At 57.7% G+C, this 26,531-nt stretch carries 22 protein-coding genes; 20 read left to right on the top strand and 2 right to left on the bottom strand.

The features are described 5' to 3' along the window. The first annotated feature begins 69 nt into the window (after positions 1-69). From motA to cheW, 4 genes are read left to right on the top strand one after another with little or no spacing between them, the layout of a single operon-like run. A complete protein-coding gene (gene motA / locus ACQG0T_RS13630) occupies positions 70-957 on the top strand; it encodes a flagellar motor stator protein MotA (RefSeq protein WP_003859696.1) in 888 nt (295 codons plus the stop codon). After that, positions 954-1,883: a flagellar motor protein MotB gene (gene motB / locus ACQG0T_RS13625; protein WP_003859697.1), complete on the top strand. Its 930-nt coding sequence runs from the start codon at positions 954-956 to the stop codon at positions 1,881-1,883. The genes motA and motB overlap by 4 nt, the downstream gene beginning before the upstream one ends. Positions 1,884-1,887: 4 nt before the next feature. Beyond that, positions 1,888-3,897 carry a chemotaxis protein CheA gene (gene cheA / locus ACQG0T_RS13620; RefSeq protein ID WP_017384416.1) on the top strand — a complete coding sequence of 670 codons (2,010 nt, stop codon included), beginning with the start codon at positions 1,888-1,890 and terminating at the stop codon, positions 3,895-3,897. A 19-nt stretch (positions 3,898-3,916) separates the two neighbouring features. Continuing rightward, on the top strand, positions 3,917-4,420 hold the full coding sequence (gene cheW, locus ACQG0T_RS13615; RefSeq protein ID WP_003859699.1) for a chemotaxis protein CheW: 504 nt from the start codon (positions 3,917-3,919) through the stop codon (positions 4,418-4,420). Between the two features lie 96 nt (positions 4,421-4,516). Here the strand turns inward: cheW and ACQG0T_RS13610 are convergent, their stop codons facing one another. Then, complete coding sequence (locus ACQG0T_RS13610) at positions 4,517-5,776, bottom strand: dicarboxylate/amino acid:cation symporter (protein ID WP_017384415.1); 1,260 nt, start codon at positions 5,774-5,776, stop codon at positions 4,517-4,519. A gap of 427 nt (positions 5,777-6,203) precedes the next feature. On the opposite strand from ACQG0T_RS13610, the gene ACQG0T_RS13605 reads away from it, so the two are divergent. From ACQG0T_RS13605 to ACQG0T_RS13530, 16 genes are all read left to right on the top strand, one after another. Then, positions 6,204-6,776 (top strand): Csu type fimbrial protein, encoded by a 573-nt coding sequence (locus tag ACQG0T_RS13605; RefSeq protein WP_015570264.1) that lies wholly within the window; start codon positions 6,204-6,206, stop codon positions 6,774-6,776. 7 nt (positions 6,777-6,783) lie between these two features. After that, entirely contained in the window at positions 6,784-7,332 is a 549-nt protein-coding gene (locus tag ACQG0T_RS13600) for a Csu type fimbrial protein (RefSeq protein ID WP_017384414.1), read from the top strand. Between the two features lie 16 nt (positions 7,333-7,348). Beyond that, positions 7,349-8,110 carry a fimbrial biogenesis chaperone gene (locus ACQG0T_RS13595; RefSeq protein WP_015570266.1) on the top strand — a complete coding sequence of 254 codons (762 nt, stop codon included), beginning with the start codon at positions 7,349-7,351 and terminating at the stop codon, positions 8,108-8,110. Next, positions 8,086-10,470, top strand: a complete 2,385-nt coding sequence (locus ACQG0T_RS13590) for a fimbria/pilus outer membrane usher protein (RefSeq protein WP_045616316.1) — start codon at positions 8,086-8,088, stop codon at positions 10,468-10,470. The genes ACQG0T_RS13595 and ACQG0T_RS13590 overlap by 25 nt, the downstream gene beginning before the upstream one ends. Next, on the top strand, positions 10,467-11,429 hold the full coding sequence (locus ACQG0T_RS13585; RefSeq protein WP_017384412.1) for a Csu type fimbrial protein: 963 nt from the start codon (positions 10,467-10,469) through the stop codon (positions 11,427-11,429). Before ACQG0T_RS13590 ends, ACQG0T_RS13585 begins: the two co-directional genes overlap by 4 nt. An 85-nt stretch (positions 11,430-11,514) precedes the next feature. Continuing rightward, positions 11,515-13,182, top strand: a complete 1,668-nt coding sequence (tar, locus tag ACQG0T_RS13580) for a methyl-accepting chemotaxis protein II (protein WP_023303904.1) — start codon at positions 11,515-11,517, stop codon at positions 13,180-13,182. Positions 13,183-13,226: 44 nt separating this feature from the next. Then, positions 13,227-14,828 carry a methyl-accepting chemotaxis protein IV gene (gene tap, locus ACQG0T_RS13575; protein ID WP_017693235.1) on the top strand — a complete coding sequence of 534 codons (1,602 nt, stop codon included), beginning with the start codon at positions 13,227-13,229 and terminating at the stop codon, positions 14,826-14,828. Between the two features lie 19 nt (positions 14,829-14,847). Next, entirely contained in the window at positions 14,848-15,714 is an 867-nt protein-coding gene (cheR, locus tag ACQG0T_RS13570; RefSeq protein WP_017384409.1) for a protein-glutamate O-methyltransferase CheR, read from the top strand. Beyond that, the gene (locus ACQG0T_RS13565; RefSeq protein ID WP_271040314.1) at positions 15,711-16,760 is read left to right on the top strand and encodes a protein-glutamate methylesterase/protein-glutamine glutaminase; all 1,050 of its coding nucleotides are present in this window, start codon (positions 15,711-15,713) and stop codon (positions 16,758-16,760) included. Before cheR ends, ACQG0T_RS13565 begins: the two co-directional genes overlap by 4 nt. 17 nt (positions 16,761-16,777) lie before the next feature. Next, positions 16,778-17,167 (top strand): chemotaxis response regulator CheY, encoded by a 390-nt coding sequence (cheY, locus tag ACQG0T_RS13560; RefSeq protein ID WP_000763862.1) that lies wholly within the window; start codon positions 16,778-16,780, stop codon positions 17,165-17,167. 10 nt (positions 17,168-17,177) lie between these two features. Further along, a complete protein-coding gene (cheZ, locus tag ACQG0T_RS13555; protein WP_003859718.1) occupies positions 17,178-17,822 on the top strand; it encodes a protein phosphatase CheZ in 645 nt (214 codons plus the stop codon). A gap of 150 nt (positions 17,823-17,972) precedes the next feature. After that, positions 17,973-19,121 (top strand): flagellar biosynthesis protein FlhB, encoded by a 1,149-nt coding sequence (flhB, locus tag ACQG0T_RS13550; RefSeq protein WP_017693236.1) that lies wholly within the window; start codon positions 17,973-17,975, stop codon positions 19,119-19,121. After that, on the top strand, positions 19,114-21,192 hold the full coding sequence (flhA, locus tag ACQG0T_RS13545) for a flagellar biosynthesis protein FlhA (RefSeq protein ID WP_003859723.1): 2,079 nt from the start codon (positions 19,114-19,116) through the stop codon (positions 21,190-21,192). Before flhB ends, flhA begins: the two co-directional genes overlap by 8 nt. Beyond that, positions 21,192-21,584: a flagellar protein FlhE gene (gene flhE, locus ACQG0T_RS13540; protein WP_252051817.1), complete on the top strand. Its 393-nt coding sequence runs from the start codon at positions 21,192-21,194 to the stop codon at positions 21,582-21,584. Before flhA ends, flhE begins: the two co-directional genes overlap by 1 nt. A 260-nt stretch (positions 21,585-21,844) precedes the next feature. Then, positions 21,845-23,428 (top strand): MFS transporter, encoded by a 1,584-nt coding sequence (locus tag ACQG0T_RS13535; RefSeq protein WP_017693238.1) that lies wholly within the window; start codon positions 21,845-21,847, stop codon positions 23,426-23,428. A gap of 4 nt (positions 23,429-23,432) precedes the next feature. Continuing rightward, entirely contained in the window at positions 23,433-24,572 is a 1,140-nt protein-coding gene (locus tag ACQG0T_RS13530; RefSeq protein WP_026080697.1) for a glycoside hydrolase family 88/105 protein, read from the top strand. 34 nt (positions 24,573-24,606) lie between these two features. Here ACQG0T_RS13530 and argS read toward each other — a convergent pair whose 3' ends face one another. Further along, positions 24,607-26,340 (bottom strand): arginine--tRNA ligase, encoded by a 1,734-nt coding sequence (argS, locus tag ACQG0T_RS13525; protein WP_023294934.1) that lies wholly within the window; start codon positions 26,338-26,340, stop codon positions 24,607-24,609. Between the last annotated feature and the right edge of the window lie 191 nt (positions 26,341-26,531).

Genomic DNA, 26,531 nt, shown 5'->3' with positions numbered 1-26,531 from the left:
TTACCCTGCGTTCAGGTCATGCGCTCGAAATGAACGTCCTGCCATAGTCACTAGCGGAAGGATGATGTCGTGCTTATCTTATTAGGTTACCTGGTAGTTCTCGGTACAGTTTTCGGCGGTTACATGATGACCGGCGGGCACCTTGGAGCACTCTATCAACCGGCTGAACTTGTCATCATCGGCGGTGCAGGGGTAGGGGCTTTTATCGTTGGTAACAACGGCAAATCGATCAAGGGCACGCTGAAGGCGATTCCGCTGCTGTTTCGTCGCTCGAAATACACCAAAAGCATGTATATGGATCTGCTGGCGCTGCTCTATCGCCTGATGGCGAAGTCACGTCAGCAGGGGATGTTCTCGCTGGAGCGGGACATCGAAAACCCGAAAGAGAGCGAAATTTTCGCCAGCTACCCGCGTATTCTGGCCGACGCGATGATGCTCGATTTTATCGTCGATTACCTGCGACTGATCATCAGCGGCAACATGAACACCTTCGAAATTGAAGCCCTGATGGACGAAGAGATCGAAACCCACGAGAGCGAATCCGAAGTACCGGCCAACAGCCTGGCGCTGGTGGGCGACTCGCTTCCGGCGTTCGGCATCGTGGCGGCGGTCATGGGCGTTGTTCATGCCCTGGCCTCGGCGGATCGCCCGGCGGCTGAACTGGGGGCGCTGATTGCCCACGCGATGGTGGGGACGTTCCTCGGTATTTTACTGGCCTACGGCTTTATCTCCCCGCTGGCGAGCGTGCTGCGCCAGAAGAGCGCCGAAACCACCAAAATGATGCAGTGCGTGAAAATTACGCTGCTCTCAAACCTCAACGGCTATGCGCCACCGATTGCCGTCGAATTTGGTCGTAAGACGCTCTACTCCAGCGAACGTCCGTCGTTTATCGAACTGGAAGAGCACGTGCGCGCGGTGAAAAACCCTAACCAACAGACGACAACTGAGGACGCATGAAAAACCAGTCCCATCCGATCGTCATCGTAAAAAAGCGCAAGCATAAGGGGCACGGGCACGGTTCTCACGGCTCCTGGAAGATCGCGTACGCCGACTTTATGACCGCCATGATGGCCTTCTTTCTGGTGATGTGGCTAATCTCCATCTCCAGCCCGAAAGAGCTTATTCAGATTGCGGAATATTTCAGAACGCCGCTGGCGACGGCGGTTACCGGCGGGCCGCGCATTTCTAACAGCGACAGCCCGATCCCCGGCGGCGGTGACGATTACACTCAGCAGCAGGGTGAAGTGAAAAAACAGCCTAACATCGACGAGCTGAAAAAAAGGATGGAGCAGGCGCGTCTGAAAAAACTGCGCGGTGACCTGGATCAGCTGATTGAAGCAGACCCTAAGCTGCGCGCGCTGCGTCCGCATCTGAAAATTGACCTGGTGCAGGAAGGGCTGCGTATTCAGATCATCGACAGCCAGAACCGGCCGATGTTCAAAACCGGCAGCGCCGACGTGGAGCCTTACATGCGCGATATTCTGCGTGCGATTGCACCGGTGCTGAACGGTATTCCTAACCGCATTAGCCTGTCCGGACACACGGATGATTTCCCGTACGCCACGGGAGAGAAGGGCTACAGCAACTGGGAGCTTTCTGCCGATCGCGCCAACGCCTCGCGTCGCGAGCTGGTGGCGGGTGGGCTTGATGATGGCAAGGTCCTGCGCGTGGTCGGCATGGCTGCAACCATGCGCCTGACCGACCGCGGACCGGATGACGCCATCAACCGTCGTATCAGTCTTTTAGTGCTGAACCAGCAGGCGGAGCAGGCCATCCTGCATGAAAACGCCGAAAGTCAGAATGAGTCACTGGACGATTTAAAACAGCCTGGGGCCGTCCCTTCGGCTGCCGTTCCAACATCGCCACCAGCCAATCCGAGGTGATAGCGTGAGCATGGATATTACCGATTTTTACCAGACATTTTTTGATGAAGCCGACGAATTGTTGGCCGATATGGAGCAACATTTGCTGGATCTGGTGCCCGAGGCACCGGACTCAGAACAGCTCAATGCCATCTTCCGTGCGGCGCATTCCATTAAAGGCGGAGCCGGAACGTTTGGATTTACCATTTTGCAGGAAACCACCCATTTAATGGAAAACCTGCTGGATGAAGCACGACGCGGTGAGATGCAGCTCAATACCGACATTATCAACCTGTTTTTGGAAACGAAAGATATTATGCAGGAACAGCTCGACGCCTATAAAAGTTCGGCAGAGCCTGATGCCGCCAGCTTTGAATACATCTGCAACGCGCTGCGTCAGTTAGCGCTGGAAGCCAAAGGTGAGGCGTCTGCGCCCGCTGTCCCTGCGGCAAAACTGAGCGTTGTTGACGCCGTGGCCGAACCCGATACGGCGCCTGACGCGCCCGCAGGAAAACTGCGCGTGGTACTGTCACGTCTGAAAGAGAACGAGGTCAACCTGCTGGAAGAGGAGCTGGGGAACCTGGCGACGCTCAGCAACGTGGTGAAGGGCAAAGACAGCCTGGCCGCGACGCTCGACGGCGGGATCGGCCAGGATGACATCGTGGCGGTGCTCTGCTTCGTCATTGAAGCGGATCAGATTGCGTTTGAAACCGAGGCGGCGGCCGTTGAAGCGCCAGCTCCGGCAGAGAATACCCCTGCGGTAGTTGCCGCTGCCCCGGCCCTAAAAGCCGTGCCAAAAGAGACGGCTGCCCCGGCCCGCGGTGAAAAACCGGCGGCGCGTTCCAGCGAGTCCACGAGCATTCGCGTGGCGGTGGAGAAAGTGGATCAGCTGATCAACCTGGTGGGTGAACTGGTCATCACCCAGTCGATGCTGGCCCAGCGCTCCAACGAGCTGGACCCGGTGACCCATGGCGATCTCATCACCAGCATGGGCCAGTTACAACGTAACGCCCGCGATTTGCAGGAATCGGTGATGTCCATCCGCATGATGCCGATGGAATATGTCTTCAGCCGCTTCCCGCGCCTGGTGCGCGACCTGGCCGGCAAGCTCAACAAACAGATCGAACTCACGCTGATGGGCAGCTCCACCGAGCTGGACAAGAGCCTGATTGAACGCATTATCGATCCGTTAACGCACCTGGTGCGTAACAGCCTCGACCACGGCATCGAGCTGCCGGAAAACCGCGTAGCAGCTGGAAAATCGCCCGTGGGCAACCTGATCCTGTCAGCGGAACATCAGGGCGGCAACATCTGCATCGAAGTGACCGATGATGGCGCCGGCCTGAACCGCGAGCGCATTCTGGCGAAGGCGATTTCGCAGGGAATGGCGGTTAACGAAAACATGACCGACGAAGAAGTGGGCATGTTGATTTTTGCCCCGGGCTTCTCAACCGCAGAGCAGGTCACCGACGTTTCCGGCCGCGGCGTGGGCATGGACGTGGTGAAACGTAACATTCAGGAGATGGGCGGTCACGTTGAGATCCAGTCTAAGCAGGGCGCGGGCACCACGATTCGTATCCTGTTGCCGCTGACACTGGCCATTCTTGACGGCATGTCCGTTAAAGTGGCGGACGAAGTCTTTATTCTGCCGCTGAACGCGGTGATGGAGTCCCTCCAGCCGCGTGAAGAAGATCTGCATCCGCTGGCGGGCGGCGAGCGCGTGCTCGAAGTGCGCGGCGAGTACCTGCCGCTGGTGGAACTGTGGAAAGTGTTTGAAGTGGACGGGGCAAAAACCGAGGCCACGCAGGGTATCGTTGTGATCCTGCAAAGCGCCGGACGCCGCTACGCGCTGCTGGTCGATCAGCTGATTGGTCAGCATCAGGTGGTGGTTAAGAACCTGGAAAGTAACTACCGCAAAGTGCCGGGGATCTCTGCTGCCACCATCCTGGGTGATGGTAGCGTCGCGCTGATCGTCGATGTATCGGCACTTCAGGGATTAAATCGTGAACAACGTGTGGCGAACACAGCCGCCTGATTAAGTAAAAGGTAATAACATGACCGGTATGAGTAACGTAACGAAACTGGCGGGCGAGCCATCTGGACAGGAATTCCTGGTTTTCACTTTAGGGGATGAAGAGTACGGTATCGACATCCTGAAAGTGCAGGAAATTCGCGGTTACGACCAGGTAACGCGCATTGCGAACACGCCAGCGTTTATCAAGGGTGTGACCAACCTGCGCGGTGTGATTGTGCCTATCGTGGACCTGCGCGTGAAGTTTAGCCAGGGCGATGTGGAGTACAACGATAACACGGTGGTGATCGTCCTGAATCTGGGGCAGCGCGTGGTGGGGATCGTGGTGGATGGCGTGTCTGATGTGCTGTCGCTGACCGCCGATCAAATCCGTCCTGCGCCGGAGTTTGCGGTCACGCTGTCGACGGAATACCTGACGGGGCTGGGTGCGCTCGGCGAGCGTATGCTGATTCTGGTGAATATTGAGAAGCTGCTGAACAGCGAAGAGATGGCGCTGCTGGATATTGCGGCGAATCACGTGGCATAAAATAAAGCCGGGTGGCGCTGACGCTTACCCGGCCTACGTGTTCGAGCCATTCGTAGGCCGGGTAAGGCGAAGCCGCCACCCGGCTCTTTTGTAACCTTACGCCTCCTGCTCCACCAGCGCTGATTCCGCTTCCCGCGCCCCTTCATTCTGCGACAGCATCGCCGTCGCAATCCCGTTCCCCAGCACGTTAATGGCCGATCGTCCCATATCCAGGAAATGGTCAATCCCCATCAGCAGCAGGATCCCGGCCACCGGAATGTTAAAGCTCGGAATAGTTGCCGCCAGCACCACCAGCGACGAGCGCGGTACGCCCGCAATCCCTTTCGAGGCCAGCATCAACGTTAACATTAGCACCGTCACCTCGGTGAAACTCAGGTGAATGTTGTATGCCTGGGCGATAAACATCGAGGCGAACGAGCAGTACACCATGGAGCCGACCAGGTTAAACGAGTAGCCGATCGGCAGGACGAAAGAGGCGATATTACGTGAACAGCCGAAGCGCGCTAACTGCTCCAGCGTTTTCGGGTATGCCGCTTCTGAGCTGCTGGTGGTAAACGCGACCAGCACCGGATCTTTCAGCATCGCCACCAGACGGAAAATCTCTTTTTTCAGTACCATGTAACCTACCGCCAGCAATACCAGACAGGTCAGAAGGATCGCCACATAGTAACCGCCAATGAACGAGGCATAGTTCAGCAAAATGCCCAGACCCTGAGTGGCAATCACGGACGAAATCGCGGCAAAAATGGCCAGCGGCGCAACGTACATCACGTAGCCCGTCACTTTCAGCATAATGTGGGAGACCACATCCAGCGCCGCCACCAGCGGGGCGTTGAATTTTTGACCTAATGACGCGCCGCCAATGCCGAAGAACATCGAGAAGACCACAATTTGCAGGATCTCATTGTTCGCCATCGCGCCGGCAATGCTGGTTGGAATAGTGTGTGACAGGAAGGCTTTCAGCGACATCCCGCTAACGGCCAGGCCGGTATCAACCGTCTCTGTCGGAATGCTCAGGTTCAGACCGCTGCCGGGTTGTTCAAGGGTAACAATAAACAGCCCCACCAGAATGGAAAGTACGGATGAGCTGATAAACCACACCATCGCTTTACCCCCGACGCGCCCAATCGTCGACGTTTCACCCAGCTTCATAATGCCCACCGTCAGGGTGCTGAACACCAGCGGGGCAATCACCATCTTAATCAGCCGCAGGAAAATATCGGTCAGCAGGGTGATGTTCTCCGACCAGGCCTGTATCGCGTCGGGCGAAGCATACTCATGGATTGCCGCACCTGAAAGAATGCCCGCCAGCATGAAAATCACGATGAAGAGCGTGAGTTTGTTTGCACTTGCCACAAAAAGATCCTCTATGCGCTAAAAGAGTTTCCTGCGTCAATGCATACAAAATTTTTATTTAAGCGCAGGAAAATATTCGGGGCATAAATTGAAGTAAAGCTGCGTGAGTTACAACTTGTTTTTAATTTTTATGAAATTCGTTGTTTTTATGATGACGATATATTGTGACGCGGATCACGTTACAGGCGATATATCCTCAAATTAAGCAAATATAATGCCCGTTTTATTTTGCTAACTCTTTGTAATGTTTGTTAATAGTCTGTTAATTGGAGGGCGGGTGTCTCACCTTCGCTGAAAGTGGTTGAAGCGTGAACCATAAACTAAATTCTCAGTAACCGCGCCGGGGAATGTTTAAGCGGGGCTAACATACTGAACAGTATGAATAAAATAGGGTAAGCGGACCATTATTTCTTCTGGAGGGTGGTAAATGAAAAGAACACTTCTTTTTATCTGCGCGGGTACACTGCTGACGGCGGCGACTGTCGGTCAGGCGCTGGCAGTCACCAGTAGCGGTACTATCGGGGCGACGCTGACGCTGACGAACGGTTGTTTGATCAACGGCTCGCCAACGCAAAACGGCATTAACTTCGGGACACTCGATTTCGGGACCCATCCTGCGACATTCTCCACCCTGACAACCCAGTTAACCGGGGCCAGCGGCGGAAACACCTTTACCATTCAATGTACCACTGCCAGTTACACGGTGGCGATCACCGGCAACACCAACGCGACCGCACCCGGAACCGTTGTCGGCACCCCCGGCACACCCGCCCGCTATCTGGTGAATACCGCCAATGCGGCACAGGGCGTGGCATACAGCCTCTATAGCGACAGCGGGTACAACAACGTGATCGCTAATAACGCCGCGTTGCCCGTAGCTTCCACAGCGGGCGGGGTGAACAGCTATACCCTCTACGGGCGCATAACGGGCGGCGGCAATAGCGTAACGGTTGTACCGGGAACCTATACCGACACGATTAACGTCAGCGTCACCTACTGATTCAGCCATGAAGGCATTGTGTTTATGTCTGCGCGAAAGCGCAGAGGGCGTCGTGCACCCTTTTTTGGCCCTGCTCGTCGGGCTGATGATGATCTGCGACGCCGGGGCGGTGACCTCCCAGTCCTTCAGGGTGAGCGCGACGGTAGTACCAGGGTGCTCGGTGAGTACCGGTACGGGCGGGCGCTTTGGGACGCTGGATTTTGGAACCCGTAACGGCGTGGACAACACGCCGGTCAGCACCAGCTTTGTCGCCGACGGCGCGTTGTCCATCGCCTGCACGCCGGGCGTGGCGCTGAGCATGAGCATTGACGGCGGCCAGAATTACAGCTCGGTGCGACGGATGACGCGTTCAGGTGGGACCGAAGTTGTTGGTTACCGGCTTTACAGCAGCAGCTCTCTGGCGGCGAACAGCGAAATTGGGGTTAACCAGGCCATACCGATTACCTATACCAACAGCAATAACATCGCGCTGCCTCTTTTTGGCGTCGCGCTCCTGACGGGGTTTAGCCTGCCGGGAACATATTCAGATCAACTCACCGTGACCTTGTCATGGTAGGAAAGGGAGAACATCGATGAAGCCATTTTTCAGGCGATCAGGCCTGGTGGGTCTGTTGGGGGCAACGGCTCTGGCAGCGGGCCAGGCGCAGGCAGCGGCAACCATTCTTTTGTGGCCCATCGATCCGTGGCTTTCGGCAGAGGCCAGAGCAACTGAATTGTGGATCCAGAATCAGGGCAACAGCGCCACGACAATGCAGGTGCGTATTGTGCGCTGGAAGCAGGAGGGAGGATATGAGCGTTACACCGCCCAGCAGGATGTGGTCGCCAGCCCGCCGATCGTGACCATCGCCAAAGGCAGTAAACAGCTTATTCGCCTGATCAAGCAGGGGACAATCCCGTCGGGGGTTGAGCAGGCCTACCGCATTATTGTGGATGAAATTCCCCAGCCGGATGCCAAAGCGGAACCGTCCATGGGCCTCAAACTGCAAATGCGCTATTCCATTCCCTTATTTGTTTATGGGCAGGGGATCCCCACCCTCAACGAAGGGGCGCACCACGCGCTGGCGAATACTCAACAGCTGAGCTGGCGGGTCGTTCAGGAAGGGGGGAAACCCGCGCTTCAGGTCCGTAATCAGGGGGATGTGCACGTCCGGCTCAGCCAGGTTGCGGTTGAGCAGGGCGGGCAAAAACGCACGGTTGCCGAGGGGCTGCTGGGTTATGTGCTGCCAGGCAGCACCCGAAGCTGGCCGCTTCCGGCTGGGATTTATCAGCCGAACCGGATGAGCGCGCAAATTAATGCCAGGGATACGCAATGGCAATCGACGCCCGTCAACTGAAACCGGCGATGATGATCCTGCTTTGCGTCAGTACCAGCGCCTTTGCCGAAACCGGCGACGACAGTTTACCGCCGCCGCCGGATGCACGGACGATAAACGGCGAAGCAGTATTCCAGCTCGCCCTGGTGCTGAACCACTATGACACGGGTCTGGTGGTGCCGGTGACGCAGCGTGAGGGCGCCTGGTTTATTTCGGGCGCGGATTTGCTCCGCGCCGGGCTGCCGCCCGCGCATGTGCCAGCCGGAGAGGTGAATCTCTCGACGCTTACGTCGGTACGCGCAGAGTACGACAGCACGGCCCAGCGCCTGTTGCTGACGGTCCCCCGGGACTGGGTCGCGGCGCGGGTCACGCCTTTCAGTGAGCAGAGCACGCAAAGCAAACCGCACTATGGCCGCGGCGCGCTGCTCAATTACGACGTTTATACCAACCATTCCGAACACACGGGCGGCCAGGCGTCGGTCTGGCACGAGTTCCGCTATTTCAATGAGGATTATTCATTTTCATCGACGGGTTACGCCCGGCAGAATTTCACCGGTAACAGCGGACAGCAGGAAGGGTACGTGCGTTATGACTCTACGTTACTGATCACCAACGAAGAGGATGCCACCACCTGGTCCGCCGGGGACGTCATCAGCGATGCGCTGAGCTGGAGCACCAGCGTGCGCATGGGCGGGATCAGCTACGGGCGCGACTTCTCCCTGCGTCCGGATCTGGTGACCTGGCCGCTGCCGGCGTTTTCCGGCGAGGCGGCTGTCCCGACCTCGGTCGATCTCTTTATTAACGGCTACCGTTCCGGCTCCACCCGCCTTCAGCCGGGGCCGTTTACCCTCACCAATCTGCCGTATATCAACGGTGCCGGGGATGCGGTACTGGTTACCACTGATGCGCTGGGTCGTCAGGTGAGTACCACGCTGCCGTTTTATGTCAGCAGCGATCTGCTTAAGCAGGGGTTAAGCGACGGCGCCGTGACGCTGGGCAGCCTGCGGCGTAACTACGGTATTGAGAATTTTGACTATGGCCCGGCGGCGGGCAGCGGATCGTACCGCTACGGGGTGACCGACTGGCTGACGTTGGAGGGGCATGCGGAAGGGGCGGAGTCGCTGGCGCTTGGCGGCGCGGGCACGGTACTGAAGCTCGGGCGTTTTGGCGTGGTAAATACCTCGTGGACCCAAAGCCGCATGCGCGGCGATAGCGGCGGCCAGATAAACTGGGGCTATCAATACAACACCAGCGAGTTTAGCGTAGCGACCCAGCATACCCGACGTGATCGTGGTTTTGGCAATCTCGCCCTGTACGATCAGCCCACCGTTTATGATGAAAATGATAACCCCGTTGCCAGCCTGAGCCGCAATACCGACCAGTATTCCTTAACCTTTAACCTCGGCGGATACGGCAATATCGGCGCGGCGTGGATCGGCGTTGAGAGTTTTGACAGCCAGAAAACTGAGCTGCTCAACCTCTCCTGGAGCCGTAATATGTGGGGCTCAAGCAGTATTTATCTGGCTGCCAGCCGTGACCAGCAGCGGGGCGACTGGACGGTTGCGCTGTCGTTGCAGGTTCCCCTCGGCGAACGTGACAGCGCCGCCGTCACCTTTGAAAACACCCCTGACGCAGGCAGCACTCAACGCATTAACTACAACCACTCGATGCCTTCAGACGGCGGCTTTAGCTGGAACATGGCCTGGGCCAACCAGTCGCGGTCGAGTAACTATCAGCAGGCCACGCTCGGCTGGCGGAATAACAACGTGGAGCTACAGGGCGGCGGCTACGGTGAGAAGGGCATGATGACCTGGTGGGGCGAGGCGATGGGCTCTGTCGTGCTGATGGACGGTGAGCTGTTTGCGGCGAACAAAATCAACGATGCGTTTGTGGTGATCAGCACCGACGGTCATCCGGATGTTCCCGTCAGCTACGAAAACCAGCCGGTCGGAAAAACCAATAACAAAGGCTATCTGCTGGTGAGCGGCGTTTCCGCCTATTACCCGGCAAGTTACCGCATTGATACCCTGAACTTACCTGCGGATACCCGGCTGAAAGAGACCGAGCGTCGGGTGGCGATTCGTCGGCATAACGGTTATCTGGTGGATTTCCCGATGGAGCAGGAGCGGGTTGCCAGCGTGATCCTGCACGATGCGCAGGGCAATGCGATCCCGGTAGGAAGCCAGGTCAGACGCGCGTCCCGCAGCAGCGCGGTTGTCGGCTACGACGGCCTCGCCTGGCTGGAAAACCTCAACGACGTGAATCCGCTCGAGGTCATCACCCCGGAGGGTAAACGCTGTACGGCAACGCTGACCGTTGGCGCAAACCCTGAACATAAGCTGCAAACCTACGGTCCGCTGACCTGTCGGGAGGCGCCGTGAGACGCCTGTTAATCGCGCTCCTGCTGCTGTGCTCCGGCGGCAGCTGGGCGGCCTGTACCGTCAGTACGGTGAATGCCTCGTTTGGCAGCGTCACCTCGTTCGCACTCAGCGGCACCGGGGAAGTGGAAACGACGGGCACGCTGGTGGTGACCTGCGATACCGTTCTCAACCTGTTAACTAACGACTCGGTGACGCTGAATTACACCTCGGCATCCGTCTTCGCGAATAGCCGGGCGACCATGAAGCGTACGGACAACGCGGCTATTACCGATGTCATCCCTGCGCGGCTGTGCGGGGCGTCCGGCTGCGGCGGAAACAGTGAAATACAAATCAGCAAAGCCTATACCTGGAGCGGAAACACGCTGCTCGGGCTGCTGGGTTCAAGGCGCTACAACATTCCCCTTTATTTCCGGACCGTAATGGGGCAGAACGTCACCGCCGGGCCGTATCAGGTGTTGTTAACGTTCAGCATTAACTACAACGTGTGCGCCGTTGGCGCGGTCGGAGCGTGCCTGACCCCGCAAACCGGTACGGCAACCACCTCGATCCTCCTCAACATGACCGTCACCAACGATTGCAGCACCATGACCACGCCGGACGTGAATTTTAACAGCGCGCCGCTGGTGCAAAATTTTCCCACCGTTTCACAGTCGGTTGCCGTCACCTGCACCAAAGGCAGCACCTACACCATAGGCATTAATAATGGGGCAAATGCCCTGAACAACGTGCGTCGTATGGTCAGCGGCAGCAACTTCATGAGTTACGACATCTACAAAGAGGCGACCAGCAACCGCTGGGGTAGCAGCGGCAGCGAGCGCTGGGCCAGCGCCAGCTCATCGCAGGTCAGTACGGACGGGCTTTTACGTACCTACAACTACACCGCCAAAGTTCTGACCAGCCAGGCCACGCCGCCTGCCGGAACCTATACCGACACGCTGATTGTCGACGTCGCATTCTGACTCCCGCGCTTTTCCCTTTCGCAAATGTAAAGTTCCTGTGGCCTGTGCCGATAACACCGTTAATAAATCTATGAGAAGGTGTTGTATGTTGAACCGTATCCGCGTTGTCACAATGCTTATGATGGTGCTGGTCATTTTCGCACTTCTTCAGCTTACTTCTGGCGGCCTCTTTTTCTCGTCGTTAAAACAGAACCAGGACAGCTTCGCGGCCTCGAACGATTTGCGTATGCAGCAAAGCGAACTGACCACGACCTGGGATCTGATGTTGCAGACGCGTATCAACCTGAGCCGCTCGTCTGCCCGCATGATGATGGACCCAAATAACCAGCAGAGCAGCGCAAAAACGGAACTGCTGAAGAATGCGCGCGCCACGCTGGCAGACGCGGCGAAACATTACGACGCCTTCAAAAAAATCGCCCCTCAGCCGGCAATGGCGCAGGCGAGCGCGAACATAGATGAAAAATATCAGGCCTACTTCGCCGGCCTCACGGAGCTGGTGCAGTTCCTGGAGATGGGCAATATGGACGCCTATTTCGCGCAGCCGACCCAGGGAATGCAGAACGCCCTCGGCGCGGCACTCGGCGAGTACGCTAAAGCCAGCGGCGAGCTTTATCACTCCGCGTTCACGCAAAGCCAGAACGACTACCGTTTCGCGAAATGGCAGATGGCGGTTCTCGCCCTCGCGCTGGTCATCGTACTGGTGGCCGTGTGGTACGGCATTCGTCATATCCTGCTTAACCCGCTTGGCCGCGTCATTGCCCATATCCGTGATATTGGCCGGGGCGATCTCACGAAAACGCTGACCGTTTCTGGCCGCAATGAGATCACCGAGCTGGCAACCAGCGTCGACCATATGCAGCGTTCGCTGATTGATACCGTCGCCAACGTGCGCGAGGGGGCGGATGCCATCTATACCGGCACGAGTGAAATCGCGATGGGCAACAACGATCTCTCGTCCCGTACCGAACAGCAGGCATCCGCTCTGGAAGAGACGGCGGCCAGCATGGAGCAGCTCACCGCGACCGTGAAGCAGAATGCCGACAATGCCCGCCAGGCGTCGCAGCTTGCAGAAAGCGCGTCCGACACCGCCCAGCGCGGCGGTCGGGTGGTCGACGGCGTGGTGAAAACCATGCATGACATTGCCGACAGCTCGAAGAAAATCGCCGACATCATCAGCGTAATCGACGGTATCGCCTTCCAGACCAATATCCTGGCGCTGAACGCGGCCGTTGAAGCGGCGCGTGCGGGCGAGCAGGGGCGCGGGTTTGCCGTGGTCGCCGGCGAAGTGCGTAACCTCGCCAGCCGCAGCGCCAATGCGGCGAAAGAGATCAAAGCCCTGATTGAAGACTCTGTTTCACGCGTGGATACCGGCTCGGTGCTGGTGGAAAGTGCGGGTGAAACCATGAATGACATCGTGAATGCCGTGACGCGCGTGACGGACATCATGGGTGAAATCGCCTCTGCATCGGATGAGCAGAGTCGTGGTATTGACCAGGTCGCCCTGGCGGTATCGGAAATGGATCGTGTGACGCAGCAAAACGCCGCCCTGGTGCAGGAGTCCGCTGCCGCGGCCGCTGCGCTGGAGGACCAGGCGAGCCGCCTGAAAATGGCCGTCTCGGCGTTCCGTCTTACTTCAAAAACGACAAATACGGTCAGCTCGCGGTCGGCGTACAGCGAAGCAACCCCGGCGCCCGTGACAACACGTACGCGCGCAGCGGTGACCGGACAAGATGAAAACTGGGAAACATTTTGACTGACAATTAAACCGCGGCTGCTTGCCGCTTGATGGGAGCGTGGATGTTAAATCGTATTCGTATCTCGACCACACTGTTTTTGATTCTGATCCTGTGTGGGGTTTTGCAGGTTGGCAGTAACGGGTTGTCTTTCTGGGCGTTTCGCGATGGCTATCAGAATTTGCAGGAAGTTGAGACGAGTAATCAGCAGCGCTCCGCACTGGCACAAACGCGTGCCGTGCTGTTGCAGGCAAGCACTGCGCTGAACAAAGCAGGGACGTTAACCGCGCTGAGCTATCCGCCGGAGGATATTAAGGCGCTGATGGTCGTGGCCCGCAGCAGCCTGAAGCAGGCCGACGCGCAGTTTAAGGCCTTTACGGCGCAGGAGGCGGTCAGTGAGAAAGAGAAAGCGCTGAAAGTCGCCATGAAAAAGACCTTTGATGTGTGGTACGGCGATCTCGACCATCAGGCGACGTGGCTGGAGAACAACCAGCTTTCTGACTTCCTGACCGCGCCGGTGCAGGCGTCTCAGGCGGCGTTCGACGGCAGCTTTAACGCCTGGCAGCAGGATATTAACCAGTTTGTGGCGCGTGCCGGTGCGGACAGCCGTACCAGCTACCGCATGTCAGGGGCGATTTTCCTGACCATGGTGATCCTGGCCGCCCTGCTGACCGGCGGCTCGCTGTGGTGGTCGCGCAAAATGATCGTCCAGCCGCTGGCCATCGTCAGCAGCCACTTCGACAGTATGGCGAAGGGCGATCTGGCGCGTCCGGTGGCCGTGTATGGCAGGAATGAAATATCAGCGATTTTCGCCAGCCTGAAGGCGATGCAGGGGTCGCTGCGGGAAACGGTAAGCAACGTTCGCCAGGGCAGTTACGCCATGCATACCGGGATCTCCGAGATTGCGGCAGGCAATAACGATCTCTCATCCCGCACCGAACAGCAGGCGGCATCGCTGGCGCAGACGGCGGCCAGCATGGAGCAGCTGACCGCGACGGTAAGCCAGAACGCCGATAACGCGCGTCAGGCGTCCGACTTGTCAAAACAGGCGGCGATGACGGCGAAACGTGGGGGCGATCAGGCCTCTCACGTCGCCAGTACGATGCAGGAGATTGCCGCCAGCTCGCAGAAAATTGGCGACATTATCAGCGTCATCGACGGGATCGCGTTCCAGACCAATATTCTGGCGCTGAACGCGGCCGTTGAAGCGGCGCGTGCCGGGGAGCAGGGGCGCGGGTTCGCGGTAGTTGCCGGTGAAGTCCGAAACCTCGCCAGCCGCAGCGCCAATGCGGCGAAAGAGATCAAAGGGCTGATAGAAGAGTCGGTCTCCCGCGTTCAGCAGGGCTCCGCGCTGGTGGATACCGCCGCGCAGACCATGCACGAGATTGTCACCTCCGTGACGCGGGTTAACGACATTATGGGCGAGATTGCCTCGGCGTCTGATGAACAACGCCGTGGTATTGAGCAGGTGGCGCAGGCCGTTACACAGATGGATCAGGTTACGCAGCAGAACGCCTCACTGGTGGAAGAGGCGGCGGCGGCTACCGATCAGCTGGCAAACCAGGCGGATCACCTTACCGGGTTGGTCGCCGTATTTAATGTGAAAGAGCACGTTGAAGCAGTAACAGAAGTCGGACGGTCACAGGCCGTGCCCGTTGTATCCTGAATGTGATTAAGAAGGCGCTATGACATCACCCATGCCCTCAGGGCAAACGTCATTATTGTTGCAGATGACACAGCGCCTCGCGCTGTCCGACGCGCATTTTCGTCGGATATGTCAGTTAATCTACCAGCGTGCGGGGATCGTGCTTGCGGACCATAAGCGAGACATGGTCTACAACCGGCTGGTGCGGCGCTTGCGTACGCTGGGGCTGGATGATTTTGGCCGCTATCTGAGCATGCTCGAAGCGAACCAGAACAGCGCCGAATGGCAGGCATTTATCAACTCGTTAACCACCAACCTGACCGCGTTTTTCCGCGAGGCGCATCACTTCCCGGTGCTGGCGGAACACGCCCGTCGCCGTAGCGGAGAGTATCGCGTCTGGAGCGCGGCGGCCTCTACCGGGGAAGAGCCGTACTCGCTGGCCATCACCCTGGCGGACACCCTGGGCATGGCGCCGGGCCGCTGGAAAGTGTACGCCAGCGACATCGATACCGAAGTGCTGGAAAAAGCCCGTAACGGCGTTTATCGCCAGGATGAGCTTAAAACGCTGTCTCCTCAGCAGCTACAGCGTTACTTCATGCGCGGTACCGGCCCGCATGAAGGACTGGTGCGCGTACGCCAGGAGCTGGCGAACTGCGTGGAATTTGCTCCCGTTAATTTACTGGATAAGCAGTACAACGTGCCGGGGCCATTCGACGCCATTTTTTGCCGTAACGTGATGATCTATTTTGATAAAACGACGCAACAGGACATCCTGCGTCGCTTTGTTCCGTTGCTCAAGCCTGACGGTTTACTGTTTGCCGGGCACTCGGAAAACTTCAGCAACCTCGTGCGTGAGTTTAGCCTGCGTGGGCAAACGGTATATGCGCTGAGTAAGGAAAAAGCATGAGTAAAATCAGGGTATTGTCTGTCGATGATTCAGCGCTAATGCGTCAGATCATGACCGAAATCATCAATAGCCACAGCGATATGGAGATGGTGGCGACAGCGCCCGATCCGCTGGTCGCGCGGGATTTAATCAAAAAATATAACCCCGACGTGCTGACGCTGGATGTTGAAATGCCGCGCATGGATGGCATCGATTTCCTGGAAAAATTAATGCGCCTGCGCCCGATGCCGGTGGTGATGGTGTCATCTCTGACCCGTAAAGGTTCAGAAATCACCCTGCGCGCGCTGGAGCTGGGGGCGGTGGATTTTGTCACCAAGCCGCAGCTCGGCATTCGCGAGGGGATGCTGGCGTACAGCGAGATGATCGCCGAGAAGATCCGTACCGCGTCGCGCGCAAAACTCGCGGCCCACAAGCCGATGGCAGCTCCGGCAACCCTGAAGGCAGGGCCGTTACTCAGCTCGGAAAAGTTGCTGGTCATTGGGGCGTCAACCGGAGGAACAGAGGCAATTCGCCATGTACTCCAGCCATTGCCGCTCTCAAGCCCGGGTATCCTGATTACGCAACATATGCCGCCAGGGTTTACCCGTTCGTTTGCGGAGCGCCTGAATAAGCTGTGTCAGATCAGCGTGAAAGAGGCGGAAGATGGCGAGCGCGTGCTGCCGGGTCACGCCTATATCGCCCCGGGTGACAAGCACATGGAGCTGGCGCGCAGCGGGGCGAACTATCAAATCAAAATTCATGACGGGCCGCCGGTTAACCGGCACCGTCCGTCGGTGGATGTGCTGTTTCATTCGGTGGCGAAACATGCGGGGCGCAACGCCGTTGGGGTGATCCTGACGGGAATGGGCAACGACGGCGCCGCCGGAATGCTTGCGATGCACCAGGCTGGTGCCTGGACGATTGCGCAGAATGAAGCAAGTTGTGTGGTGTTCGGCATGCCGCGCGAGGCCATCAATATGGGTGGCGTAAGCGAAGTGGTCGATCTTAGCCAGGTAAGCCAGCAGATGCTGGCGAAAATCAGTGCCGGACAGGCAATACGTATTTGACTCAGGAGTATTATTTTATGGCGGATAAAGAGCTTAAGTTTTTGGTTGTGGATGACTTTTCCACCATGCGTCGCATTGTGCGCAACCTGCTGAAAGAGCTGGGCTTCAACAATGTTGAAGAAGCAGAAGACGGGGTGGATGCGCTGAACAAACTCCAGGCTGGCGGGTTTGGTTTTGTGATTTCCGACTGGAACATGCCGAACATGGACGGTCTCGAACTGCTGAAAACCATCCGCGCGGATGCGGGCATGGCCTCTTTGCCGGTGCTGATGGTGACCGCAGAAGCGAAGAAAGAGAACATTATTGCCGCTGCACAGGCGGGCGCAAGCGGCTACGTGGTGAAGCCATTCACCGCGGCGACTCTGGAAGAGAAGCTCGGGAAGATCTTCGAGAAACTCGGCATGTGAGGTGATGGATATGTTGCAACCTGCTATGAAACCCGTTGAAGAACATTCGCCGAGCGACATTATTGCCCGCATTGGTAGCCTGACCCGCATGCTGCGCGACAGCCTGCGTGAGCTGGGGCTGGACCAGGCTATCGCCGAAGCGGCGGAAGCCATCCCTGACGCGCGCGACCGTCTGGACTACGTCGTACAGATGACCGCGCAGGCGGCCGAGCGTGCGCTGAACAGCGTTGAAGCCTCGCAGCCGCACCAGGATGCGATGGAGAAGGGGGCGAAAGCGCTGAGCAAACGCTGGGATGAGTGGTTTGAGAACCCTATTGAGCTGGCGGATGCCCGCGAACTGGTAACGGATACCCGTCAGTACCTGGGTGACGTGCCGGGCCACACCAGCTTCACCAATGCCCAGCTGCTGGACATCATGATGGCACAGGATTTCCAGGACCTCACCGGCCAGGTGATCAAGCGCATGATGGATGTGATTCAGGAGATTGAACGTCAGCTGCTGATGGTACTGCTGGAGAACATACCGGAACCGGCTGCCCGTCCGAAACGCGAGAACGAAAGCCTGCTCAATGGTCCACAGCTTGACACCAGCAAAGCGGGCGTGGTGGCAAGCCAGGATCAGGTGGACGATCTGCTGGACAGTCTTGGTTTCTGATTGCGCGTTCTGCCTCAGGTCGTTAACGCGGCCTGAGGCAGCTCAGAATAAAAACAGCGAAAAGAGCCCGAATAAACGGGCTTTTCCCGCCATTGGATTTTCTCTGCGCTGGCATGATACCCGTGAATTAATGGGCTGCGAGCAGGCACAGTGGCAGAAGAGAACGACGACAAAACAGAAGCCCCCACACCCCACCGACTTGAAAAAGCCCGTGAGGATGGGCAGATCCCCCGATCCCGAGAGCTGACATCCCTGCTGATCCTGGTGGTGGGCGTCTGCATAATCTGGTGGGGCGGGGAGATGCTCGCCCGCAGACTGGCGGGAATGCTTTCTGCTGGCTTACGTTTTGATCACAGCATGGTCAATGACCCCAATCTGATCCTCATTCAGATCATCAACCTTGTGAAAAGCGCGATGCTCGCCTTGCTGCCGCTGATCGCGGGCGTGGTCATCGTGGCCCTGGTTTCGCCGGTCATGCTCGGTGGCCTGGTGTTCAGCGGAAAATCGCTGCAACCGAAATTCTCTAAGCTCAATCCGTTCCCCGGCATTGCGAAAATGTTTTCCGCGCAAACCGGGGCTGAGCTTCTTAAAGCGATCCTGAAATCGCTTCTTATGGGCAGTACCGCCGGGTTTTTTCTGTGGCACCACTGGCCGGAGATGATGCGCCTCATCAGCGAGTCCCCGATGACGGCGATGAAGAATGCCCTGAACCTGGTCGGGTTATGCTCGCTGCTGGTGGTACTCAGCATTATTCCGATGGTGGCGTTCGACGTTATCTTCCAGATCTATTCCCATATCAAAAAGCTGCGAATGTCGCGTCAGGACATCCGCGATGAATATAAACAGATGGAAGGCGACCCGCACGTTAAGGGCCGTATCCGCCAGATGCAGCGCGCCGCCGCGCGTCGGCGCATGATGGAAGATGTGCCGAAAGCCGACGTCATCGTCACCAACCCGACTCACTATTCCGTGGCGCTTCAGTACGACGAAAACAAAATGAGCGCGCCGAAAGTGGTGGCGAAAGGGGCCGGGCTGATTGCGCTGCGCATTCGTGAAATCGCCACGGAAAACCGTGTGCCGATCCTGGAAGCACCGCCGCTGGCTCGCGCGCTGTATCGCCACGCGGAAATTGGACAACAGATCCCGGGCCAGCTCTACGCCGCTGTCGCAGAGGTGCTGGCCTGGGTGTGGCAACTGAAACGCTGGCGTTTAGCGGGCGGTCAACGACCTGTAAAACCTGAGAACCTGCCGGTGCCTGAAGCACTGGATTTTTTGAACGAGAAGGACACTGATGGCTAATCTGGTGGCAATGTTGCGCCTGCCCGGCAACCTGAAATCGACGCAATGGCAGATCCTTGCCGGACCGATTCTGATCCTGCTAATTCTGTCGATGATGGTGCTGCCGTTACCGGCATTTATCCTCGACCTGCTTTTCACCTTCAACATTGCGTTGTCCATCATGGTGTTGCTGGTGGCGATGTTCACCCAGCGCACGCTGGAGTTCGCCGCGTTTCCAACGATCCTGCTGTTCACCACGCTGCTGCGCCTGGCGCTGAATGTTGCCTCCACGCGTATCATCCTGATGGAAGGGCACACCGGCGCGGCGGCGGCGGGCAAGGTGGTCGAAGCCTTCGGTCACTTCCTGGTGGGCGGCAACTTCGCCATCGGTATCGTGGTGTTCGTCATTCTGGTGATTATCAACTTCATGGTTATCACTAAAGGGGCGGGACGTATCGCTGAAGTGGGCGCGCGCTTCGTGCTCGACGGGATGCCGGGCAAGCAGATGGCCATCGACGCCGACCTGAATGCCGGGCTGATCGCGGAAGATGAAGCGAAAAAACGCCGTGCCGAAGTGACCCAGGAGGCAGATTTCTACGGCTCCATGGACGGTGCGAGTAAGTTTGTGCGCGGTGACGCCATCGCGGGCATTCTGATCATGGTGATTAACGTCGTCGGCGGCCTGCTCGTCGGCGTGCTGCAACACGGCATGGACATGGGCCACGCGGCGGAAAGCTATACGCTGCTGACCATTGGTGACGGTCTGGTGGCGCAGATCCCGGCGCTGGTGATCTCCACCGCGGCGGGCGTGATTGTGACTCGCGTCAGTACCGATCAGGACGTGGGCGAGCAGATGGTGGGGCAGCTCTTCAGCAACCCGCGCGTTATGCTGCTCTCCGCGGCGGTGCTGGGCCTGCTCGGTATGGTGCCGGGCATGCCAAACCTGGTATTCCTGCTGTTCACCGCTGCGCTGCTGGGGCTTGCCTGGTGGATGCGTGGCCGGGAAACGCAGCCTAAGGCAGAGCCTGCGCCGGTCAAAATGCCTGAGAACACCCAGGCGGTGGAAGCCACCTGGAACGACGTACAGCTCGAAGATTCGCTGGGGATGGAAGTGGGGTACCGCCTGATCCCGATGGTGGATTTCCAGCAGGATGGTGAGCTACTTGGCCGTATCCGCAGCATTCGTAAAAAATTCGCCCAGGATATGGGCTTCCTGCCGCCGGTGGTCCACATCCGGGACAATATGGATCTCCCGCCCGCGCGCTACCGCATCCTGATGAAAGGGGTGGAAATCGGCAGCGGTGATGCGTACCCCGGCCGCTGGCTGGCGATTAACCCGGGCACCGCCGCAGGCACGTTGCCGGGTGAGCAGACGACCGACCCGGCCTTTGGTCTGGCGGCAATCTGGATTGAGAGCGCCCTGAAAGAGCAGGCCCAGATTCAGGGTTACACGGTCGTTGAGGCCAGTACCGTGGTGGCGACGCACCTCAACCACCTGATTGGCCAGTTCTCTGCGGAACTGTTTGGTCGTCAGGAGGCGCAGCAGCTGCTCGACCGCGTAACGCAGGAGATGCCGAAGCTGACCGAAGATTTGGTGCCGGGCGTACTGACCTTAACCACCCTGCACAAAGTGCTGCAAAATCTGCTCGACGAGAAGGTGCCCATTCGCGATATGCGTACCATCCTTGAAACGCTGGCCGAACATGCGCCGCTGCAAAGCGATCCGCACGAATTGACGGCGGTGGTGCGCGTGGCGCTCGGACGCGCCATTACCCAGCAATGGTTCCCGGGAACCGGCGAAGTGCAGGTTATTGGCCTGGATACGCCGCTGGAACGTCTGCTGCTTCAGGCGTTGCAGGGCGGTGGCGGGCTGGAGCCGGGTCTGGCGGACAGATTACTGGCGCAAACCCAGGAGGCGCTGGCGCGTCAGGAGATGCTGGGCGCGCCGCCGGTGCTGCTGGTGAATCACGCGCTGCGCCCGCTGCTGTCGCGCTTCCTGCGCCGGAGCCTGAACCAGCTGGTGGTGCTGTCGAATATGGAGCTGTCCGATAACCGCAATATTCGCATGACGGCGACCATAGGAGGGAAATAATGCGTAAGTGGCTGTGGATCTTACTTTTCCCGCTGGCGGCGCAGGCCGCAGGCGAGGGGGCATGGCAGGCCAGCAGTATCGGCTTAACGCTCAACCATCGGGGGGAGTCGATCTCCTCCCGTCCGCTGTCCGCCTCTGAGCCCGTGTCCGGGCAGATGACGCTGGTGGTCTGGAATTACACCCTGACGGGACCCACACCGGCCGGGTTGCGGGTGCGGCTGTGCTCGCTGACCCGCTGCGCGGAAATCGAGGGTCAACGTGGCACCACCCAGGCCTTCAACGGGGTGTCTGCTCAGGAGCCTTTACGCTTTATCTGGGAAGTGCCAGGCGGTGGACGTCTGATCCCGGCGCTGAAGGTTCAGCGCAACGAGGTGCTCGTCAACTACCGCTAACTGCCCGCCTTTTCGCCAGTCTCCAGGCATTTCTGAAGGCTGGCTCGCAAAAATGACCTTCCCTTTTGATACAAAAGAAACGCTGTTTTATAAATCAGTGACACGCGTATTGACACTCTTTGCGTTTTTGCCATTCACCACTTTGTGATGGCAGAAACAGAAAGGTATCAACAGGTCGATACTTTTACTGTAGCCGTGTAAAAACTCCCGGACGAGGTTGCTTACAGGGAGTCTCCCAAAACTGATTAGGGTTGACGGCAATGAAAACACGTAAAATTGGACTCGCAAATTATTTTGCTTACGGGTCAGGGGACTTCCTCGGGGCGGGGACTACCGCCCTGACGGCCGCCTGGCTTTTGTATTTTTATACCACCTTCTGTGGACTCACACCGATTGAAGCAACCTTTATCTTCGCTGCCGCAAGGGTGCTGGATGCGGTTGTCAGCCCGTTAATGGGCTTTTTAACCGATAACTTTGGCACCACCTGGCTGGGCAAGCGTTTTGGCCGTCGTAAGTTCTTCATCCTGCTCGGTATTCCCTGCGTTTTCAGCTACTCGCTGATGTGGGTAGGGGACATGAGTTTCTGGTACTACCTGCTGACCTATCTGATCTTTGATATCGTCTACACCATGATCCTGGTGCCGTACGAAACGCTGGTGCCGGAGATGACGGACGATTTCAAACAGAAAACCAAATTCTCCGGGGCGCGAATCTCTATGGCGCAGATGTCCGCCATTCTGGCCTCCTTCCTGCCGGGGATCCTGCTCACGCATTTCGGCAAAGACAACGCGATCTCCTTCTTCTATGCAAGCCTGGTCTTCTCCGTACTCTGCGCGCTGATGCTTACTTTCGTCTGGTTCTTCACCTGGGAGCGTCCGCGGGAAGAGTGGTCTGAAGCGGCTCTGCGTGCCGAGGAAGAGAAGAAAAAGCTGACCCTGGGCCAGAGCCTGAACCGTCTTTTTGTCGAATTAAGTTCGACGCTGCGCATCAAGATTTTCCGCCAGCATCTGGGGATGTACCTTGGCGGCTACATCGCCCAGGACGTCTTTAATGCGGTGTTCACCTATTACGTGGTATTTGTGCTGATGCAGGAGGCGTCAATGGCGTCCAACCTGCTGGGCACGATGGCCATCTTCCAGTTCCTCGCCGTGATCGGCATGATCCCGCTGTGCATTCGCTTCGGACCTGCGCCGTCTTACCGCATGGTGGTCGTGCTGTTTGGTCTGGCCTCGCTCTCTTACGCGGTTCTTTATTACGCGGGCCTGAGCGACGTTTACGCTCTGCTGCTGCTGATCTCTGCGGTTGCCGGTCTTGGCCGCGGGGGGATCAACTACGTACCGTGGAATACCTACACCTACATTGCTGACGTGGACGAAGTGATCACCGGTCAGCGTCGCGAAGGGATCTTCGCGGGCATCATGACGCTGACCCGTAAAGCGTCTCAGGCCGGTGCGGTGATGCTGGTGGGGATCGTGATGCAGATGTCGGGCTTTGTCAGCGGGCAAAAAGTGCAACCTGCGGAAGTGAGCCACACCATTCTGATGATCCTGAGCGTTGGCACTATTCTGGTGCTGTTCTGCGGCTTCCTTGTCTCCCTGCGCTTCAAACTCAATTTGCAGACTCACAGCACCCTGCGTGAAGAGACCGCGAAAATGCGCGAGTCCGGCCATGCGATGCCAGAGGCGGTGACCCCGCAGGCCCGCGCTACCGTGGAGATGCTGGCCGGTATGCCGTATGAATCCCTTTGGGGCAACAACAACATCGGTTATCTGAATCGCAATAAGCCGGCGGCCCCTTCGCTGAAGGATCGCGCGGTACTGAATTCGACATACAACAGAGGTTAAGATGATGAAAGTTTGGCCTGTCAAACATAGCCCGTTACTGCGTCAGCCTGAGCGCTTCATCGCCAGGGATGAGCTGAAATCGCTGATTCAAAAGGTGACGCATAACCTGGTCAATATCCACGACAAAACGGGTGAGTTTTTGCTGCGGCTGGACGACGGGCGCGTGATCGACACCAAAGGCTGGGCCGGATGGGAATGGACCCACGGCGTCGGTTTATACGGTATCTGGCAGTATTACTGCCAGACCGGTGACGAAGGCATGCGCGAGATTATCGACAGCTGGTTTGCTGACCGTTTCGCTGAAGGCGCAACCACCAAAAACGTGAATACCATGTCGCCGTTCCTGACGCTGGCGTATCGCTACGAAGAGACCAAAAACCCGGCCTGGCTGCCGTGGCTGGAAAGTTGGGCGGAATGGGCGATGAATGAGATGCCGCGCACCGAACATGGCGGCATGCAGCACATCACCCTGGCGGAAGAGAACCATCAGCAGATGTGGGATGACACGCTGATGATGACGGTGCTGCCGCTGGCGAAAATCGGCAAGCTGCTGAACAAGCCGGAGTACGTCGAGGAGGCGATCTATCAGTTCCTGCTCCACGTACAGAATCTGATGGATCGGGAGACCGGGCTGTGGTTCCACGGCTGGAATTACGACGGCAATCACAACTTTGCCCGGGCCCGCTGGGCGCGCGGCAACAGCTGGCTGACCATCGTTATCCCGGATTTCCTCGAGCTGGTGGATCTGCCGGAAAACAACGCCGTTCGTCGCTATCTGGTGCAGGTACTGAACGCGCAGATCGCCGCACTGGCAAAATGTCAGGACGAGAGCGGATTGTGGCATACGCTGCTGGACGATCCTGATTCTTATCTGGAGGCGTCGGCCACGGCAGGGTTTGCTTACGGCATTCTGAAAGCCGTGCGCAAGCGTTATGTCGGCGCAGAGTACGCAGAGGTGGCGGAGAAAGCGATTCGCGGCATCGTGCAAAACATCTCGCCGGAAGGGGAGCTGCTGCAAACGTCCTTCGGGACGGGGATGGGGAGCGATCTGGCGTTTTACCGCCAGATACCGCTGACCTCGATGCCGTATGGCCAGGCAATGGCGATTCTGTGTCTGACGGAATATTTGCGGAAATATTTCTGATAATAAAAAACCCGGCGCTCGCCGGGTTTCTTTTTTACATACGTTCTACGGTTTCGATACCCAGGGTATCCAGACCGAGCTTCAGTGTCTTCGCCGTCAGCTGCGCCAGCTTCAGGCGGCTGTGACGCACCGCTTCGCTCTCGGCAGAGAGGATAGGGCAGTGTTCGTAGAAGCCAGAGAACAGACCGGCCAGATCGTACAGGTAAGCACACATAACGTGCGGCGTACCGTCACGCGCGACCACGGAGAGCGTCTCTTCGAACTGAAGCAGGCGGGCAGCCAGCTGTGCTTCACGATCTTCGGTAAGGGTCACCGTGGCATTCGCCAGCACGCTTTCGTCGATATTGGCTTTACGGAAGACGGAGAGTACGCGGGTATAAGCGTACTGCATATATGGCGCCGTGTTGCCTTCAAACGCCAGCATGTTGTCCCAGTCGAAGATATAGTCGGTGGTACGGTTCTTGGAGAGATCCGCGTATTTCACCGCGCCGATCCCAACCGCGTTAGCCAGTTTCTCCAGCTCGTCAGCAGGCATATCCGGGTTCTTCTCGGCCACCAGGCGACGCGCGCGTTCCAGCGCTTCATCCAGCAGATCGGAAAGCTTCACGGTGCCGCCCGCACGGGTTTTGAACGGCTTACCGTCTTTACCCAGCATCATGCCGAACATGTGATGTTCCAGCGGCACGGAATCCGGCACATAACCCGCTTTACGCACGATAGTCCACGCCTGCATCAGGTGCTGGTGCTGACGGGAGTCGATGTAATACAGCACGCGGTCCGCATGCAGGGTTTCGTAACGGTATTTCGCACAGGCGATGTCGGTGGTGGTGTAGAGATAGCCGCCATCCTTTTTCTGGACGATCACGCCCATCGGTTCGCCTTCCTTGTTTTTATACTCATCAAGGAACACCACCGTTGCGCCTTCGCTTTCCACCGCCAGATTTTTAGCTTTCAGGTCCGCCACAATGCCTGGCAGCATCGGGTTATATAGGCTTTCACCCATCACGTCGTCACGGGTCAGGGTCACGTTCAGACGGTTATAGGTTAGCTGATTCTGGGACATGGTAATGTCCACCAGCTTGCGCCACATCTCGAGGAAGTACGGGTCGCCGCCTTGAAGTTTCACCACGTAGCTGCGCGCGCGCTCGGCGAAGGCTTCATCTTCGTCATAGTGCTTTTTGGCTTCACGGTAGAAACCTTCCAGGTCTGCCAGCGCCATTTCGCCTGCGTTTTCCTGCTGCTGCTTTTCCAGATACGCGATCAGCATGCCGAACTGCGTGCCCCAGTCCCCTACGTGGTTAGCGCGGATCACCTTGTGACCAAGGAACTCGAGGGTACGCACCGCCGCATCACCGATGATGGTGGAGCGCAGGTGACCGACGTGCATCTCTTTCGCCACGTTTGGCGCGGAGTAGTCAACCACCACGGTCTGCGCTTCTGGCTGAGCCACGCCCAGACGGTCAGATTTCAGCGCCGCGTCAACGTGGCTTGCGAGGAATGCAGGCTCAAGGAAAATGTTGATAAAGCCTGGACCGGCGATTTCGGTTTTGCTGGCGATGCCGGTGAGATCCAGATGCGTCAGTACCTGCTCAGCGAGCTGTCGCGGCGGCATGCCCAGTTTTTTAGCCACTGCCATCACGCCATTAGCCTGATAGTCGCCAAACTGTACTTTCGCTGACTGACGAACCTGTGGTTCGCAATCCGCAGGCGCACCTGCGGCAATCAGTGCCTGACTGACTTTTTCTGAGAGAAGAGCCTGAATATTCACCTGGATACCTTACGTTTTTGATGCGGGTAAAAAACACCCACGCCAGTTTAAGAATTTAGGGCGGGAGTATACTGCAAATGCCTTCGGGCGTCAGCCCTGCGGGGGGCGAAGATCGCTCAGAATCCAGGCGAAGACGGTATGCATAATCATGCAGTCGAAAAAACCGTGATTCTGCGGTTGGTCGACAGAGG

It is taken from the genome of Enterobacter cloacae complex sp. 302F9 (assembly GCF_050030335.1).
GTDB lineage: Bacteria > Pseudomonadota > Gammaproteobacteria > Enterobacterales > Enterobacteriaceae > Enterobacter > Enterobacter hormaechei_C.
Note: the sequence above shows the minus strand (reverse complement) of the source record. Positions and strands in the feature narration are given on the sequence as shown.

Bases quoted from the DNA above. Each gene is read 5' to 3' on its own strand.
- ACQG0T_RS13605 (WP_015570264.1), top strand. From the start codon at position 6,204: ATGAAAAGAACACTTCTTTTTATCTGCGCGGGTACACTGCTGACGGCG.
- tap (WP_017693235.1), top strand. From the start codon at position 13,227: ATGTTAAATCGTATTCGTATCTCGACCACACTGTTTTTGATTCTGATC.
- ACQG0T_RS13535 (WP_017693238.1), top strand. From the start codon at position 21,845: ATGAAAACACGTAAAATTGGACTCGCAAATTATTTTGCTTACGGGTCA.
- cheY (WP_000763862.1), top strand. From the start codon at position 16,778: ATGGCGGATAAAGAGCTTAAGTTTTTGGTTGTGGATGACTTTTCCACC.
- ACQG0T_RS13600 (WP_017384414.1), top strand. From the start codon at position 6,784: ATGAAGGCATTGTGTTTATGTCTGCGCGAAAGCGCAGAGGGCGTCGTG.
- ACQG0T_RS13565 (WP_271040314.1), top strand. From the start codon at position 15,711: ATGAGTAAAATCAGGGTATTGTCTGTCGATGATTCAGCGCTAATGCGT.
- cheZ (WP_003859718.1), top strand. From the start codon at position 17,178: ATGTTGCAACCTGCTATGAAACCCGTTGAAGAACATTCGCCGAGCGAC.
- ACQG0T_RS13590 (WP_045616316.1), top strand. From the start codon at position 8,086: ATGGCAATCGACGCCCGTCAACTGAAACCGGCGATGATGATCCTGCTT.
- ACQG0T_RS13530 (WP_026080697.1), top strand. From the start codon at position 23,433: ATGAAAGTTTGGCCTGTCAAACATAGCCCGTTACTGCGTCAGCCTGAG.
- flhE (WP_252051817.1), top strand. From the start codon at position 21,192: ATGCGTAAGTGGCTGTGGATCTTACTTTTCCCGCTGGCGGCGCAGGCC.
- ACQG0T_RS13595 (WP_015570266.1), top strand. From the start codon at position 7,349: ATGAAGCCATTTTTCAGGCGATCAGGCCTGGTGGGTCTGTTGGGGGCA.
- cheR (WP_017384409.1), top strand. From the start codon at position 14,848: ATGACATCACCCATGCCCTCAGGGCAAACGTCATTATTGTTGCAGATG.
- tar (WP_023303904.1), top strand. From the start codon at position 11,515: ATGTTGAACCGTATCCGCGTTGTCACAATGCTTATGATGGTGCTGGTC.
- cheW (WP_003859699.1), top strand. From the start codon at position 3,917: ATGACCGGTATGAGTAACGTAACGAAACTGGCGGGCGAGCCATCTGGA.
- motB (WP_003859697.1), top strand. From the start codon at position 954: ATGAAAAACCAGTCCCATCCGATCGTCATCGTAAAAAAGCGCAAGCAT.
- flhA (WP_003859723.1), top strand. From the start codon at position 19,114: ATGGCTAATCTGGTGGCAATGTTGCGCCTGCCCGGCAACCTGAAATCG.